The sequence below is a fragment of the Actinomyces sp. HMT 175 genome (genome assembly GCF_016694895.1).
Classification (GTDB): Bacteria; Actinomycetota; Actinomycetes; order Actinomycetales; family Actinomycetaceae; genus Actinomyces; species Actinomyces oris.
Map to the genome: position 1 here is coordinate 454,639 of NZ_CP068012.1, position 16,271 is coordinate 470,909.

Consider the following 16,271-nt stretch of genomic DNA (forward strand, 5'->3'; position numbering starts at 1 on the left):
CGACGGCGCGGAACGTCCCTGTGGACTGTGCCGCCCCAGATCGAGGACGTACCTTTCGATCGAGGACTGCGTTCTCCTACAGAAGGTGACGGCCCGGGCGCAGTCGTTTGGGGGAGAAGTACGTCCTGGGCGCAGAACGCAGTCCCCGATGGGCCGGGGCTGCCGCGCGGCGCCGTCGGGCTGGGATCGCCTGCCAGTTCCGGGCTGCTCCGGCATAGGCTTCGCGCCATGGCTGCAAGACGACGCATCGACCCCGACGCCGGCGCCCAGGCCCTGCGCCAGTGGGCCCAGGAGCAGGGCACGTCCGACGACGAACCGGCCGGAGCTGGGAGCGGTGCCGACTCCGTCAGTCCTGCCGACCGGGCCGCCCGACGTCGGGTGATCGCCACCGCCGTGCGCTACACCCTCGAGGAGCTTGCCGCCTGCGCGCCCGGGCGCTCGGTCGAGGTGCGGGTCCCGCCCTTCGGCGTCACCCAAGCCGTCGCCGGCACCGTCCACCGCCGGGGCACCCCGCCCAGCGTCGTCGAGACCGACGCCGCCACCTGGCTGGCCCTGGCCACCGGCCGGCTCACCTGGCAGGACGCCCTGGCCGACGGCACCCTGCACGCCTCCGGTGAGCGCTGCGACCTGTCCGCCTACCTGCCCCTGGTCCGGCTCCCCGGGTAAACATCAACATTTTCTTCAAAATCGACCCGGAGCCGCGTCGATTCTGAAGTTTTGGTCGATGTGTGGGGGTGGGCTGGGGGCTGCGCGCGCCCGTTGGGCACTGCCCCGAGGGCCGGCGCGGGTAGGTTCATCCCATGAGTCGCACGCGCCTGAGCACCTACACCGCCCCGCCCGCCGAGGTCGCCCGGACCTTGGACGCGTTGCGCGCGCACTACGAGGTCCCCACCGCCTTCCCGCCCGAGGCCCTCGTCGAGGCGGAGGCCGCCGCCGGCGCCTGGGCCCAGGATGGTCCCGCCCGTCTCCTGGCCGACGGCGCCCGCGACGCCCGCGACCTGGAGCTGGTCACCATCGACCCGCCCGGCTCCATGGACCTCGATCAGGCGGTGCTCCTGGAGCGCCTGCCCGCACAAGCGGACCATGCTGACCAGGCCGGCACGGCCGCCAGGGAGGCCGGGGATGCCCCCGAGCCCGCGGCCACCTACCGTGTCCACTACGCCATTGCCTCCCTGGCCACCTTCGTCACCCCCGGCGGCGCCCTGGACACTGAGCTGCGCCGGCGCGGCGAGACCATCTACGCCCCCGACGCCGCCACGCCCCTGCACCCGGAGGTCCTCTCCCACGGCGCCGCCTCCCTGCTTCAGGACGCCGAGCGCCCGGCCTGCCTGTGGACCATCGACCTCGACGAGCGCGGTGAGGTCGTCTCCGCCCGCGTCGAGCGAGCCCTCGTGCGCTCGCGGGCGCGCCTCACCTACGCCCAGGTCCAGGCCGCCATCGACGGGCAGGGCGCGCTGCCCCAGGAGGCGCCGGCCGACCTGCCCGAGCTCCTGGCCGAGATCGGCCGCCTGCGCCTGGAGCGCGAGGCCGCCCGCGGCGGCATCAGCATGACCACGCCCGAGCAGGTCGTCGAGGTGACCGAGGCAGCTGAAGCAACAGAGGAAGCACAGGCAACGGAGCCGGCGTCACCGACCGAGGATGCGGGGGACCCGGACCCAGCCAAGAGCGCCAGCCCGGCCGGCTACCGGCTCGCCTACCGCGTGCCCGTGCCCGCCGAGCAGTACAACGCCCAGATCTCCCTGCTCACCGGCATGTGCGCCGCCCGGATCATGGTCGAGTGCGGCATCGGCATCCTGCGGACCCTGCCGCCGGCGCGCCCCGAGGACTACGCCCGCCTGCGGCGCGTCGCCGCGGCCCTGGGCATCGACTGGCCGGCCGCCCAGCCCTACCCCGAGCTCGTGCGCGGTCTGGACCACGCCATCCCCGCCCACGCGGCCTTCATGGAGCAGGCCATGTCCCTCTTCCGCGGATCGGGCTACCTCGCCTTCGGGGTGGGCGGGGTCGGGGTCCCCGCCGACGACGAGGCCGCCGACTCCGAGGAGGCCGTCCACTCCGCGATCGCCGCCCGCTACGCCCACGTCACCGCGCCGCTGCGCCGACTCGTGGACCGCTACGGCGAGGAGGTCTGCATCGCTGCCTGCGCCCAGGCCCCCGTGCCCGAGTGGGTCCTCCAGGCACTGCCCGACCTGCCGGCCGTCATGGAGCAGACCGGCAGGCGCGCCCGCGCCATCGGCCGCGGAGCCCTGACCGCCCTGGAGGCCCTGGTCCTGCGCGGACACGAGGGCGAGGTCTTCGACGGCGTCATCACCTCCGAGCGTGACGGCCGCGGCGAGCTCGTCCTGGCCGAGCCCGCCGTCGTCACCGAGATCCGCGCCGGCACGAAGGCCTTAGACGGCGGCCTCCCGGTGGGTGAGCGCGTGCGGGTCCGCCTCCTGTCCGCCGACCCCGCCTCCGGCATCCGCTTCCAGCTCCTGCGGCCGGAGCACCCCTGAAACGGACCGGCTCCGGCGGACGCAATGGTCAGACGGCGCCCGGGCGTGACAGACTGTGCGTGTGCGCACCGGTGAGAACCCCACGCAGATCACCTCCGACCATCCCGACGGCGCCCGCCCCACACCGCGGGCCGACTCCTCCGAGCCCCTGGGGCGGACCAGCCGCCCGAGCCCGCCCGACCCGGCGGCCCCTGAGGCCCCCGGGGCCCCTGCGGCTCCCGCAGCGCCCGAGGTGCCCACCGGCGTCCCCGGCCTGACCGTCCTGCCCGACGACCACGCCGACGAGCTCGAGCCCTCGCCGCGTGAGGAGTGCGGCGTCTTCGGCGTCTGGGCCCCTGGCGAGGAGGTCTCCCGCCTGACCTACTTCGGCCTGTACGCCCTCCAGCACCGCGGCCAGGAGTCGGCCGGCATCGCCACCTCCAACGGCTCCCAGATCCTCGTCTACAAGGACCTCGGCCTGGTCTCCCAGGTCTTCGACGACCAGGCCCTGTCCAACCTCGCCGGCCACATCGCCGTCGGCCACGTCCGCTACGCCACCCAGGGCGCCACCACCTGGGAGAACGCCCAGCCGATGCTCGGTCCGGCGGCCGGCTCCACCCTCGCCCTGGCCCACAACGGCAACCTCACCAACACCCGCGAGCTCATGGACGCCGTGCACGCCACCTCCGGGGAGGACCTCAGCGGCGAGCTCGGCCGCGGCTCCTCCACCGACACCGCCGTCCTGGCCGCCCTGCTCAACCTCGTCTCCGAGCACGGCGCCCTGGAGGGCTGGGACTCGGCCGCCGACATCCTCACCTCCGGCATCACCGACGACGCCGAGCTCGACGCCGTCTACAGCGCACCGGCACCCTTGAGCGTCCACCAGGCCGCCCGCCGGGTTCTGCCCATGCTGCGCGGCGCCTTCTCCCTGGTCTTCATGGACGAGCGCACCCTCTACGCCGCCCGCGACCCCCACGGGGTGCGCCCCCTGGTGCTCGGGCGACTGGGCAACGGGTGGGCCGTGGCCTCCGAGACCGCCGCCTTGGACATCGTCGGCGCCGCCTTCGTGCGCGAGATCGAGCCCGGCGAGCTCATCGAGATCGACGAGGACGGCGTGCGCTCCACCCGCTTCGCCACCGCCCGCCGGGCCGGCTGCGTCTTCGAGTACGTCTACCTGGCCCGCCCCGACACCCGCATCGCCGGGCGCAGCGTCATTACCTCGCGCAACGAGATGGGGGCGGCCCTGGCCCGCGAGCACCCGGTGGAGGCCGACCTCGTCATCGCCACGCCGGAGTCGGGCACCCCGGCCGCCATCGGCTACGCCCAGGCATCCGGCATCCCCTACGGGCAGGGCCTGGTGAAGAACGCCTACGTGGGGCGCACCTTCATCCAGCCCACCCAGACCCTGCGCCAGCTCGGCATCCGCCTCAAGCTCAACCCCCTGCGCGAGGTCATCGAGGGCAAGCGCCTCGTCGTCGTCGACGACTCCATCGTGCGCGGCAACACCCAGCGGGCCCTGGTGCGGATGCTGCGCGAGGCCGGCGCCGCCGAGGTCCACGTGCGCATCTCCTCCCCGCCGGTCATGTGGCCCTGCTTCTACGGCATCGACTTCGCCACCCGCGCCGAGCTCATCGCCACCGGCATGAGCGTGGAGGAGATCGGTCAATCCATCGGCGCCGACTCCCTGGGCTTCCTGTCCGTCGAAGGCATGGTGGCCGCCAGCGGCCAGAAGGCCGACGACCTGTGCCTGGCCTGCTTCACCGGCGACTACCCGATCCCGCCGCCCGTGCGCAGCCTGACGGGCGCCGCCATCCCGGTGCGCCGCGTCCCCACCGCCTACCGCGGTCGACGCCGCGATCAGGCCGACGACGCCGGCCGCACCGTGCCGCCGGGCAGCATCACCCGCCCGGACCTGGCCTCCGGCAGCCCCCTGGGGTCGACGACCTAACCAGGGCCCCGGTGCCCGCCTCGCCCCGGTCCGCCCGGTCCGCCCGAGTCCGCCGTCGGCGATGCGTACCGGCCACCCGCTGCGCCCTCGCCCCTTTCCGCCCGCCACCGCACCTTCGACCCGAGTCCACAAGGAGCCCCCACATGACCCAGCAGCCTGAGCAGCCCGCCCCCGCCATCACCTACGCCGACGCCGGCGTGGACACCGCCGCCGGGGACCGGGCCGTCGCGCTCATGAAGGACGCCGTGGCCTCCACCATGACCCCGGCCGTCGTCGGCGGCGTCGGAGGTTTCGCCGGGCTCGTGGACGTCTCCGCCCTGCGCGACTACCGCCGCCCCCTGCTGGCCACCTCCACCGACGGAGTGGGCACCAAGGTCGCCATCGCCCAGGCCCTCGACATCCACGACACCATCGGCCAGGACCTGGTGGGGATGGTCGTTGACGACATCGTCGTGGTCGGGGCCCGCCCCCTGCTCATGACCGACTACATCGCCTGCGGGCACGTCGTCCCCGAGCGGATCGCCGACATCGTGCGCGGCATCGCCCAGGCCTGCGCCGCCATCGGCACCCCGCTGCTGGGCGGGGAGACCGCCGAGCACCCCGGCCTCATGGCCCCCGACGAGTACGACGTCGCCGGGGCCGCCACCGGCGTCGTCGAGGCCGACCGCATGCTCGGCGCCGAGAAGGTGCGCGCCGGTGACGTCCTGGTTGCCCTGGGCGCCTCCGGGCTGCACTCCAACGGCTACTCTCTGGTGCGCCGCGTCATCGAGCACGCCGGCTGGGGCCTGGAGCGCGAGGTCCCCGAGTTCGGCCGCACCCTGGGTCAGGAGCTGCTCGAGCCCACGCGCCTGTACACCCGCGTGTGCCTGGCCATGCTGGAGACCCTCTCCTCGCCGGCCGCCCCGGGGCCGATCCACGCCCTGTCCCACATCACCGGTGGGGGGCTGGCCGCCAACGTCGCCCGGGTCCTGCCGGCTGGGCTCATCGCCGACGTCGACCGCTCCTCCTGGACGGTGCCGCCGGTGTTCTCCACCGTGCGCGAGCTCGGCTCGGTGCCGTGGGAGGACCTCGAGGGCACCCTCAACTTGGGCGTGGGGATGGTCGCCGTTGTTGAGCCTGGTGTGGTCGACGCCGTCCTGCGGGTCGCCGAGGGCTCGGACATCCCCGCCTGGGTGCTGGGCGAGGTGCACGACGCCGGGAAGTATGAGGCCCAGGGGCGGGTCGTCTCCGGCACGAAGGGCGTCGACGGGGGAGCGGTCGACATCCACGGCACCTACCGGACTGCCTGAGCCACGAACGCCCCGCTGTGCCAGCGGGGCGTTCGCGTCGCGAGGTGTCACGGATGGCGACTATTCACACCTCGCCGGGCCGGTTCTGGAGAAACGGGTCAGGGCAGCACCGTCCTGACCTGGGTCGATGCGACACAGGTGGTTCGGTTCGGGAGTGAAAAGTCGCCGAGAGTGACACGGATGGCCGCCCGACAGTCTCGACGTGCGCGTTCGTAGGCGCGAGGAAGGGCCGGCAGGTGCATTCCTCCGGCCCTCACTGGGTGGGGCTACTTGCCGCCCTCGTCCCAGTCGTCGTCGTCGACGGCATACTTGGCAGCCAGCTCCTCGTAGTCGATCTCGTCGTCAGGCTCAGATCCCGAGGACGCTGAGACGAGCTCCCGCTCCAGAGCCTTGTAATCAGTCTCCGGGCTGAAGTACTTGAGCTTACGGGCAACCTTGGTTGCCTTGGCCTTCTGACGGCCGCGCCCCATAGGCTCGACCCCCTCCAACGTGTCACGGCGCGCACGTGGGCGCGCTCTTCCTGGTCAAATATGTCGTGGGGCAACCGTACAACGTCAATGGTCGCGAACACCATTCAGACACCGGGAGAGACTCGTGGTGACGCACACCCCACATGTTGGACACGGGGTCCAAGAGTCCCATAGGGATTGCCCAGAGGGTCTTCGGTAGGCCCTCAGTGGGCCTGCGGATGCTGCCCAATATCGACCCGACGTTCCTCCAGAGAGGCGGGGATTCTTGAGGTTGCGGGGCTGCTGGCTCGGGGACTCCTGGGAATGGGAAGGGAGGCTGCCTGTTGAGTCGGGGCAGGCACTTCGCCGGGGGCGTACGCGGCGGGCCTGACATGTGCGGGGGTGGCGCCCGCGAGAGGACCGTGTGCCGATGCGACGGATGGTTTCCCGAGAGGCCACAACCTACGGCGCGAGGGCGGTGATGAGAGGGCTGGCCTCGCCGCTCCAGGAGATGGTGAGCTGGTCCCGGGCGCGGGTCGCGGCCACGTACAGCAGTGAGCGCTCCCGCAGGAGGGCGTCGTCGCGGTCTGCGTCGGAGTACTGCTGGTCCCGCAGCGACCGAGGGATCGCGTTGATCGAGACGTCGAAGAGCAGTACCTTGCGGAACTCCAGCCCCTTGGCACGGTGCATCGTCATGACCACGGGCCTTCCCCGCCCCGCTGCCTCACGGTCCACGGCGCGCACCTCCACCCCGTGCTGCGCCAGACCATTGACGACGGCGTCGCGCTGGTAGCGGTCGCGCACGAGGATGGCGATTGTCTCCGGGGCACTGTCCTCACTGTCTCGATCCTGCTCCAACCACACTGTCAGCAGCTCAGCGGCCTTGCTCAGCTCATCGGCGCGGTCGGAGGCGTGCAGCAGCAGCGGCTCGGGTCCGGAACGCGGCGAGACGTAGTGGTGCTCCTCGGCCTGCCCCTCCATGTCCTCATAGGTGCCGGGATCGAGGATCCCGAAGGCGACATCGAGGTTCTGACGAGTGGTGCGGTAGTTGCGCGTCAGCCGCCGCGACCTCCCGCGCACCTGGATCCCGTAGTGGCTCAGCGTGATCTTCTTGCCGTAGATGCGCTGGTGGGAGTCCTCAGCCAGGAACAGGTCATCCGGGCCAGGTTCCACCAGCGCCCGCAGCAGCTGGAGATGAGCGGGCGTGAGGTCCTGCGCCTCATCGACGAGCACGTGCCGGAAAGGTCGGGGCGTGCCGAGGGCTGCCTCATGGTCGAGCCAGGCGGCGGCCAGTGCGAGCTGTTCATCAAAGGAGGTCACGCCCAGGTCGGCGCTGCGGTCCCGGTAGCGCTCCATCGCCTTCCACACGGCGGCCCGCTTGGACCGGTCCAGGGCCACGCCCCGCCCGGGGCGGCGCACGCGCAGATACTGCTTGAGAGTCGTCACGCGCTGGGGCAGCACGATCAGCTCGTACTCGGACTCCAGGAAGTCGGCGGAGCGCAGCCCCTCGGGCAGCTCATCGCCCATGAGGGTGAGGACCTCCTGCCACACATTCTCCCGGGGGTAGGTGAGTACTCGCCCGCGCGGCTGGCCGATGACCTCCTGGGCGATGGGGGAGATCTTGGCCCCGGCGTGCTGGAGGATCATGCGCGCCACCCGGTCCAGGCCGCTGACCATGACTCCGGGCTCGCTCAGCTTCTCGGTGAAGGGCAGCCGTGGTTCGAGCTGGGCGACCTGGCGGCGCAGGTCGTCGGCGAGGTTGCGCGTGTAGGTCGTCAGCAAGATCCGTGGCTCCTGCCCGTCAGCCTTGTCCCGCTTGGCCAGCTCGACGGCGCGGTGCACGGCAATGACGGTCTTCCCGGTTCCGGCGCCGCCCGAGAGACGCATGGGGCCGTTCGCGCGCCGCTCCACGAGGGCCCGCTGCTGGGGGTGCAGGAAGAGCTGCCACTCGGCGAAGCTGAGCCCCTCGATGGCGCGGCGCAGGTCCTCATCACTTTCCAACCAGGTGAAGGTCGAGCGCGCCGCGCGAGTGCGCAGACCGGCGATGAGGTCGGCGTCGGTGGGCTCTGCGGACACGTCACGCGAGGGCCGCAGCCCGAAGTCCTCACGGATCTCCTCGATCGTCGCCCCCGTGGCCAGGTTGAGCAGCGCCTCGCCCTGCCAGGTGACCCGGGCGGTGGAAGCCAGGTCGAGGAGCTGGGACTCGCGCTGCGCCGCCAGCGCTGCTGCGCCGAGCCGGACGTCAATACCGAGCTCGTCGTGCAGCATCTCCACGGTGAGCCCGTCGGGCCACACCGGTGCCTGGTCCCGGCTGGGAACGACGACGGCGCCCGGCACAGCGGCGGCCCCGACGGCCATTCCGGCCGCCGTTTCTTCTTCACCCCGCTGGCCCCCCGTCCCAACCGGCTCGCCAGGTGCCTGGGTGGGCGCGGAACCGGCGTCGGCTCCTCTGGCTTCCTCGTTGCGACGGCGCGCCTCAGCGTTGGCGGCCTGGATGCGGGCCGTCTCGCGGGCGAGCTCGTCGGCCTCGCGCTGGGCGGCGGCGAGCTCGGCCTGGGCCGTGCGCCGCGCCTCCTCGACGGCACGGGGATCCAGTCCGATGAGGTCCCCGACGTTGACGACCTCGGTGATGCCGTTGCGGGGGTTGACGTGGACGGTGACGGATTCGGCGATCTTGATGGCCTCGTCATGCGGCCAGATGCCGTGAATGACGTAGACAACCTCACCGTCGGCGGTGAGCTCGAACAGGACGGCCCGGTAGAAGTCGGTGACGCGCGCGGTGCGCACGCGCCGGTCCCGCGATCCACGAATGGGCTCCAGGTGCAGCCCCGAGCTCGTGGTCATGGTGGATAGCTTGCTGATGAACGGCCCGATCTTCGCCCTGAGGGAGGGGTCCTTGGCGGTGGCGTCCTTCGTCTTGCTGCTGGGCAACAGGATCGTGGCCATGTCAGTGTCCTTCCAGGAGCTCGGGGATGAGCGCGCAGATGTCGGTGGCGGTGCGGGCCGGATCGTCGCCGACGACGATGACGCGCCAGCCGGCCGCCGTCAGGGCCTCCTCGTCGCCGTCCAGCGGATCGGCGAGGACAGCAACCCTGGGCGCGGCCCAGGACAGTTCCGTCATGATGCCGTCGACCTCGACGCCGTCGCCCTCGTGGGGGAGGCCGGCCGCGGCCAGGTGGGGCAGAAGGGCGAGGACAGGCTCGGGGGTGAGGTCCTGGTCGACGTCGTCCCAGCCGAGATCGCTCATGGTGGCCGGGCTGCCGGCGACGTCGGCCACAGCGACCTCGGCCTGGGCGCGGGCGCGCAGCTCGGCCAGGGCCCGGCTGGTCGTGGTGATGTCCACGGGCACCTGAGCCAGGGCGAGCACGTTGCTGAGCCGCAGCCAGGCCAGCCAGGCCTCCGAGTGCTCGGGACTCCCTAAAGCCTCATCGGAGTCGTCGAGCACGAGGGCCATCCCCGTGGTGGAGGAGCCGGTGAGCTGGACTGCCAGGGCAAGGTGGGGGATGGCGAAGACCGAACCGGAGTGCTTCGACGCGGCAGGAGCGTCTGCGGCATCAGCAGCACCAGCCGGCTCGGGCAGCTCGGCCTCAGGCCGCAGCACACGCAACGCTTCCCACAGTGGGTCCGCCACAGTTCGTCTGGTGTCCTCCTCGGAATCAGTCTCTGGGACCAGGGAGTGCTGCAGGGAGGCGGTCCTGCTTAAGGGTAAGTGGTGGTAGGCGCCGACCATCAGCGGTCCCCAGGCGGAGTCGGCCAGGGCCGCCAGGGCGGCGGTGGTTGGACTGGTCTCGGGCTCCTCGTTGTCATCGCTGAGCATCGTCTCCAGCAGCGCCATTGGCCCGCCGCGCCAGGCGTCGATGGCCTGGTCGGTGACGCCGCCGGCGCGCGAGGCCCCTAGGGAGCCGTTCTTGAGCTGGGCGACGGTGGCCTCATTCAGCCAGGCCGGGTTCCACGGCCCGTCCAGGTCCTCGACGCTTACGGAGATGACCCGGTAGCCGGCGGCGCGCAGACGGGCACGCTTGTCGGCGTCGTCGGCGAGACGGTTGTGCGCGCGACTGGCGTGGTACCTGCGGCCGTCGGTGAAGATGGCGATGGGACTGCGGCCTCCGGGGCGCAGGCAGGTGAAGTCGGGGCGGGTGCCGCGGGCATCGAGCTGGGGACGGATCCGCCAGCGGCCCCCGTCGATCTCCAACGCGGGCGCGCCCGAGGGGTCGCTGGTGGTGCGCACGGCCATCTGCTTGCTCAGGAGCTCGGCGAGTGCGGCGCGGAAGCGCACCTCCAGGGGGCTCTCCCCGGTGCCGGCGCGCACGGCCTCGTCGGTGACCGTCCACTGGGGGACCTCCGGGTCGAGCTCGGCGAACACGCCCTCGGTGTCCAGGGTGCCGGTGTCCTCCCGTCCCAAGAGCTGGCCGATGGCGTGCAGGGCCGCGGCGCGGGTGACCTCGGCGGAAACAGCGTGGGGCCGCAGGCAGTCCGGGCACATGTCCTTGCCCTCGGCGCGGCACGGGCAGCTCTCCAGGTGCTGGCCGGTGCGGATGAGGAGGTTCCAGAGCCGGCTGGAGTCGTCATGGTCGGTGAGATAACCGGTGCCCCCGGGCACGGTGTCGTGCAGCAGGAGGGCGGGGCGGGTCTCGCCGGGGGCGCCGCCGGCCACGGGGTGGGGGACGGAGGCGATGCCCAGGTGGTCGGGGGAGCCGCCGGTGGTGATCTCCAGTCCCAGGAGGATCGCGGAGGCCAGCGAGTCCACCCCCACCCGGTCGGTGGCGAAACCCAGCGGCAGGACAAAGGCGAGTGCCTCAGTGCTCAGCTCGCGCATGAGGTCGACGGCGATCACGTGCTCGGCGGAGTCGCTGCGGTAGCGGCACCAGGGCCGGTGCTCACGGGCGGAGGAGGCCCGAGTGTCCGTATCGAGCTTGCCGCAGGCCTCGCACAGGCGGAAGTCCCGCGAGGAGAGGGCGTTGCCGGAGACCCGGTCGACGCTCTGACCGGCCAGAGGCCGCCCGGTGTTGAGCCAGCGCAGGTTCATGCCGCGGTAGCGGGTCACCCCGAACCCGGAGGCCTCCACGTTCCACTGGCGCACCGCGCGGGTCGGGTCGAAGTCAGCCAGGGGCAGGACCTCGAAGTGGGTGCGGAGCCGCTCGTCGCTGGAGTCCCCGATGCGGGCGTCGTCCTGGGAGACGTCGGCGAAGACCCGGCTCAGGCGCAGGACCCGCCGGGCGCGTCCGACCTCGGCAATGTCGGTGTCGCGGCACCTGGGGCACTCCGTGGGCGCGGCGGGCCGGGTCTCCTGCGGCTCGCGCACGTCGATGTAGCCGCAGGCCTTGCAGCAGAACCACCACTGGGCCTGGTTGTTCAGGTCGGAGGCGTCAATGCCCTCGATCTCCATCTCCAGACCGCGGGTGTAGAAGGTGGCGCCGGGGGCGAACTCGTGCAGGGCGTGGACGGAGGCTCGATCGACGTCGCAGGGTTCGGAGTGGAACTCGTCGTCGTCCGGGTCGCGCCAGGAGACGCGGGCGGACAGACGCACGGAGTCGTCGATGAGGGTGTAGTTGGGCAGGATGCCGTGGCGCTCCAGGGCCGAGACCCAGTGCTCACGATCCAGGTCGAAGATCCGGGACTCGGCGGCCTTCCGGGCTCCTTCGGCGGAGCGATGGGCTCGTGTGTCCTCCTCGGTGGCGTTGGGGCGCTCGGCGGCGACTTTGAGCTCGGGCAGGGCCTCACGGATCTGGCGCTCCTGACGGTGGAGCTGCTCGGACTCGGCGCGGTGCTCGGCCGCGGCCCGCTGGAGCATCTCGCGAGGCCCGGCACCGGCGTCCTGGGTCACCCAGCTGCTGAGTCGATCGAGCGCCGGCGTGCGCTCCTGGAAGGCGTCGGTGAAGGCCTGCACCAGCAAGGCGCCATCGCGCTCGATCCGCTCGCACAGCGTGGTGATGAGCGAGCCCTCGCCGGTGGCACCCAGCGCGGTCTTCGCAGTGCCGCCGCCGTGACCGCCGGAGGGGATGGCCGGGTGGTTCTCGCGGGCGAGGGTGTCGATGACGGAGGCCAGGAACTGGCGGCGCAGGATCTCCTCGGCTCCCAGGTAGGTTGACGGCGGCGCGACGGAGCCGTTGAGCAGCCGATCCGGGGCGTCGAGGATCGGGAGCTGGCTGCGCCTGCCGGGCACGTAGGCCAGGGCGAGCGCCGAGCCGCTGCGGCGGCCCGCGCGGCCCACCCTCTGCACGTAGGAGGCGACGGTGGCCGGCAGGGAACCGAGCATGACGGTGGACAGGTCCCCGATGTCGATACCCATCTCCAGGGTGGGGGTGGCCACGAGGACGTTGGGGTCACCGGGCACTTGCGTGGGGCGCTTGAACCCGGTCTCGACGGCGGCGCGCTCCTTGGCGTCGAGCAGGGAGGTGTGCTCGTGGGAGTCGACCCGGCGCACGTGGGCCCCGGCGTACATGCTGCGGTAGAAGCTCTCGGCCGGGTGCGGCTGGGCCCTCAGGTGGCCGGGGCAGGTGGCGGCCAGGCAGGGGGCGCTGTCGAGCTGGTCGACGGTGGCGATGGCGGCGGGCAGCTGGGTGCGGCAGGTGTCGCACACCAGGAGCAGGGCCTCGCGCGTGGTCTCGCGCAGCGGGGAGACGACGACGCGGCCGGCCGGCAGCCCGTAGACGGTGCCGCCGGAGTCGGTGGTGGTGACGCTGAGGATCCCGGCTTTGGCCAAATGGGCCTGGAGCGCGCAGGCCAGGCGGGAGGCGTGGGTCGGCACGACCCCCAGGCACTTGCGGGCCCAGGTGGCGTACCAGGACTTCGAGGAGCCCACTGGCGTGAAGGCCGACTTGCGGGTGTCGAGGCCGCCGCCGACCTGGGGGAAGGCCGGGGCGGCGCGCCCGGTGGGGAAGGCCGGCTGGCCCTGATTGCGGTCGCGCTTGTACCAGATCCACAGGCGCTTGCCGTCGTCGCGTTTGTAGTGCGAGAGCCATTCGTGGTCGATGGCGCCCTCGCGGCGCATGTGCTCCAGGGTGCCGCGCACCCAGGCGAGCAGGGCTGCGTCGCTGGTGTCCTTGAAGCCGTCGAGGACGCCCTGCTGGTCGGTGCCGAGGGCCTGACGGGCCAGGGCCACCAGGGTGTTGGCGCGCCCGGCGCTGACGTGGACGGTGACCGAGCCGGTGGCCTCCAGGGTGCGCCCGTAGGTGGACTGGAGACCCACCTCCAGGGCGATGTCGAACAGGAGCCGACGGCGCACGTGCGGCTTGGCGCGGCTGCGCTTGGAGGCGGGGGCCTTCGGGTCCCAGTAGGGCTTGAAGCGCTGGTGCTCGGACAGGGCGGCGGGGACCAGCCGGTAGCGGTCGAAGGCGCTGGCCTGGGCGTCGTCGAGGGCGGCCTCGGCCCACTCCTCGATGGGCATCTCTGCTCGCAGCGCCCCGCGCAGGGCCGAGCGCAGGCTCATCGTGTGGGAGCGCTGGTTGACGTAGCCGGCGCGGTGGGCGGCGTCCTGCACGGAGTCGGTGAAGATGAGGGCGCGTTTCTCGGTGTTGTCGAGGGCGTCGTCGCCGAACAGGGTGGTCAGGGACACCGACAGGAGGGTGGCGACGGCCGAGCCGAGGAAGCGGATGGAGTCCTTGGTCCCGCAGGAGGGGCAGACGTCGTTGGTGGAGTCCTCGGTGATGCTGCGTTCGTCCCCGGTGAGCATGAGGACCGGCAGGACGAGGCCCTCCTTGGCCTCGGTGCTCTCCTGGTCCGGGCGGCGGGTGAGGATTTCGCGGCTGTTGATGGAGTACCAGCGCAGCCCGGGGTGGCGGGCCTCCAGGTTGATCTCGCCGGCCTCGGCGCGGGTGCGGTAGTCGGCGTCCTCCCCGGGGGCGTGCAGGAGGGCCCGGAAGCGGGGGTCGCCGGTCTTGCGGTCGCGGCGCACGTGGGTCTGGTCGTCCTTCTCCTTCTGGCCGGTGGGGGCCAGGACGATGCCCCAGCCGGAGCGCCCGCAGGAGCGGCAGTACAGGGCGGGGCGCGCGGGCTCCTCGACCTGTGTCTGCTCGGAGGCGGCGTCGGCCCAGCGGAAGGAGGGCAGGGAGTTAAGGGCCCGGTCGACGCGGGTGACCTCCCGGATCCACAGGGTGACCTCCACGTTGACTGCGCTGCGGTCGGGTTTGCCGTCGAGTCCGGCGCGCACGACGGACAGGGCGGCCAGGATCGCGGAGAGGACCCGCCGGGCCAGACCCGACTCGGGGATGGGGCCCAGGAGGACCCGGGCGAGGTCGGCCAGCGACGTGGAGCGCTCGGCGGCGCGCACGAGGTCTAGGACATCGGGGTGGGCCTGGAGGGCGGTGGCGAGTCCGGCGGCGTCGAGGGTGTCCTCCACCTCTTCGGGCAGGTCGTAGAGGTGGGCGACGACGTCGCGGAGCAGCTCCTCGGGGTTGGGGGAGCCGGCCTCGGCGAGGTGGGCCAGGGCCTGCAGGTTCTCACCGGGCAGGGAGCGCAGGTGCAGGGCGCGGCCGGCCAGGCCCTTGGACTCGGCCACCTGGTGGTGCGTGGCGGCCCACTGGTCGAGGTCGGCGCGGGTCTCGGTGACGACGGCGCTGGTGGGCAGGTCGGTTCCAAAGACATCGCGGGCGAAGGCGAGCATCTGGGAGGGGTCGCCGCCGTCGCCGAGGGTGGCGGAGGTGGCCACCGGGCATACGGGGCCGAGCGGGGCAGAGACGAAGGCCTCCTGGCGGGGGTCGTCGGCGCTCAGATGGGCGCGCAGGGTCAGGCCCAAGCGCCGCAGCAGCATGGCGACGTCGGTGCCCTGGGCGCCGTCGTAGGTGTGGAACTCGTCGAGGACCAGGTAGGTGAGCGACCCGGCTGAGGCCCGCCACAGCTCACGGTCCTCGGGGCGCAGGAGGAGTTGGTCGAGCATCTTGTAGTTGGTGAGCAGGATGTCCGGCGGGTTGTCGCGGATGACGTAGCGGTCGGTGATGAGAGAGTCGGCGGTGACGTGCTTGCGGGGGCTGGCGGAGGAGTCCCCGGTGTAGATGGCGGCGCGTACGCCGGCCAGGGCGGGGTCTTTGGTGATGAGGCTGGCGAGGCGGCTGGCCTGGTCGGAGGCCAGGGCGTTCATGGGGTAGAGGATGAGGGCCTTGATGCCGGTGACGCCCTGGGCGCGGGCGCGCAGGACGTGGTCGAGGACGGGGTGGAGGAAGGACTCGGTCTTACCTGAGCCGGTGCCGGTGGTGACGATGGTCGGCTCGGGGCGGTGGCCGCCCTTAGTGGTCAGGCGCCGGTAGGAGTCCTCCTGGTGCTGGTAAGGGGTGAGGCCCGGGTCCCAGTCGAGGGGGCGGTCGGTGGGGTGGGCCGGGTCGGTTGTGCCGGGGCGGGCGCTCGCGGCCAGGTAGGGCAGGCGCAGGCGGACGAAGGGGCCGACAAAGACTCCGTGCTTCTCGTCCTCCAGGAAGTCGGTGAGCACGCGCCGCGGCTCGGCGTCGGTGAGGGCGAAGGTTGTCGAGAGGTAGTCGACGATGGACCGACGGATGCGTTCGGCCTGGAGACTAGGGAGAAGGAGCGTCATAGCTGGAGCGTGGTGGTGATGGGCGGTGGGGTGGATGATGGCGAATGATGTACGGGAGTGGTGTCTGCCGGGGCCGGCGCCACATCGTGCGGATCGTCGTTGTTCCGGGAGTGATCCCGCAGATCAGAGGCTACCGCAGTGAGGATAGGGAAGAAGCGGAGCCTGAGTCGCTTATTGGTGACAAGGCGTGAAAACTGCGACCTTCACTCATACTGGGATCATGCCCGACTTGCCTGTCTCTGTTGCGTGCAACCGCCTCGATGAGATCGTCGACAACGTCCGTGCCAGCCATGAGCCCGTCTTTCTGACCCGCCGGGGTCGCCGCGTGGCCGCGGTGATCGACGCGGATGACCTGGAGCGGCTTACCCAGGCTGCAGAGGACCTGGCGGACCTTGAGGCCGCCGAGGCCGCCCGCGCTGAGATCGCCGAGCGCGGCACCATCTCCTGGGATGAGGTCAAGGCAGGCCTCGGGACAGAGGGTGCGGTCGGTTCGACGTGAGGTTTCGAGCCCCATTCGTGGACATCCCTAGTAGGACTCGTCGTGCTGTGGACAGGGCTGAGCGGGGCTGGCCATAATGGTGGGGAGCCACC

Annotated in this window: 8 protein-coding genes; 5 read left to right on the forward strand and 3 right to left on the reverse strand. The window is 71.8% G+C overall.

The window, feature by feature from the left end:
- The first annotated feature begins 228 nt into the window (after positions 1-228).
- The 4 genes from JJJ14_RS01925 (at position 229) to purM (ending at position 5,708) form a co-directional block, all read left to right on the forward strand.
- Positions 229-666, forward strand: a complete 438-nt coding sequence (locus tag JJJ14_RS01925) for a sterol carrier family protein (RefSeq protein WP_201444544.1) — start codon at positions 229-231, stop codon at positions 664-666.
- A gap of 134 nt (positions 667-800) precedes the next feature.
- Entirely contained in the window at positions 801-2,492 is a 1,692-nt protein-coding gene (locus JJJ14_RS01930; RefSeq protein ID WP_201444545.1) for an RNB domain-containing ribonuclease, read from the forward strand.
- Positions 2,493-2,724: 232 nt separating this feature from the next.
- On the forward strand, positions 2,725-4,419 hold the full coding sequence (purF, locus tag JJJ14_RS01935; RefSeq protein ID WP_442859494.1) for an amidophosphoribosyltransferase: 1,695 nt from the start codon (positions 2,725-2,727) through the stop codon (positions 4,417-4,419).
- Positions 4,420-4,562: 143 nt separating this feature from the next.
- Positions 4,563-5,708 (forward strand): phosphoribosylformylglycinamidine cyclo-ligase, encoded by a 1,146-nt coding sequence (gene purM, locus JJJ14_RS01940; RefSeq protein WP_201444547.1) that lies wholly within the window; start codon positions 4,563-4,565, stop codon positions 5,706-5,708.
- A gap of 266 nt (positions 5,709-5,974) precedes the next feature.
- Here the strand turns inward: purM and JJJ14_RS01945 are convergent, their stop codons facing one another.
- From JJJ14_RS01945 to JJJ14_RS01955, 3 genes are all read right to left on the reverse strand, one after another.
- On the reverse strand, positions 5,975-6,178 hold the full coding sequence (locus JJJ14_RS01945; protein WP_003781441.1) for a DUF3073 domain-containing protein: 204 nt from the start codon (positions 6,176-6,178) through the stop codon (positions 5,975-5,977).
- Positions 6,179-6,619: 441 nt separating this feature from the next.
- Positions 6,620-9,103, reverse strand: coding sequence for a 3'-5' exonuclease (locus JJJ14_RS01950; protein WP_201444548.1), 2,484 nt, complete (start codon positions 9,101-9,103; stop codon positions 6,620-6,622).
- A gap of 1 nt (position 9,104) precedes the next feature.
- Positions 9,105-15,680 carry a DEAD/DEAH box helicase gene (locus JJJ14_RS01955; protein ID WP_201444549.1) on the reverse strand — a complete coding sequence of 2,192 codons (6,576 nt, stop codon included), beginning with the start codon at positions 15,678-15,680 and terminating at the stop codon, positions 9,105-9,107.
- Positions 15,681-15,900: 220 nt separating this feature from the next.
- On the opposite strand from JJJ14_RS01955, the gene JJJ14_RS01960 reads away from it, so the two are divergent.
- On the forward strand, positions 15,901-16,179 hold the full coding sequence (locus JJJ14_RS01960) for a type II toxin-antitoxin system Phd/YefM family antitoxin (protein WP_201444550.1): 279 nt from the start codon (positions 15,901-15,903) through the stop codon (positions 16,177-16,179).
- Positions 16,180-16,271: the final 92 nt, after the last annotated feature.

Coding starts and splice junctions, on each gene's coding strand:
- JJJ14_RS01960 (WP_201444550.1), top strand. CDS start 15,901: ATGCCCGACTTGCCTGTCTCTGTTGCGTGCAACCGCCTCGATGAGATC.
- JJJ14_RS01925 (WP_201444544.1), top strand. CDS start 229: ATGGCTGCAAGACGACGCATCGACCCCGACGCCGGCGCCCAGGCCCTG.
- JJJ14_RS01930 (WP_201444545.1), top strand. CDS start 801: ATGAGTCGCACGCGCCTGAGCACCTACACCGCCCCGCCCGCCGAGGTC.
- JJJ14_RS01945 (WP_003781441.1), bottom strand. CDS start 6,178: ATGGGGCGCGGCCGTCAGAAGGCCAAGGCAACCAAGGTTGCCCGTAAG.
- purM (WP_201444547.1), top strand. CDS start 4,563: ATGACCCAGCAGCCTGAGCAGCCCGCCCCCGCCATCACCTACGCCGAC.
- JJJ14_RS01955 (WP_201444549.1), bottom strand. CDS start 15,680: ATGACGCTCCTTCTCCCTAGTCTCCAGGCCGAACGCATCCGTCGGTCC.
- JJJ14_RS01950 (WP_201444548.1), bottom strand. CDS start 9,103: ATGGCCACGATCCTGTTGCCCAGCAGCAAGACGAAGGACGCCACCGCC.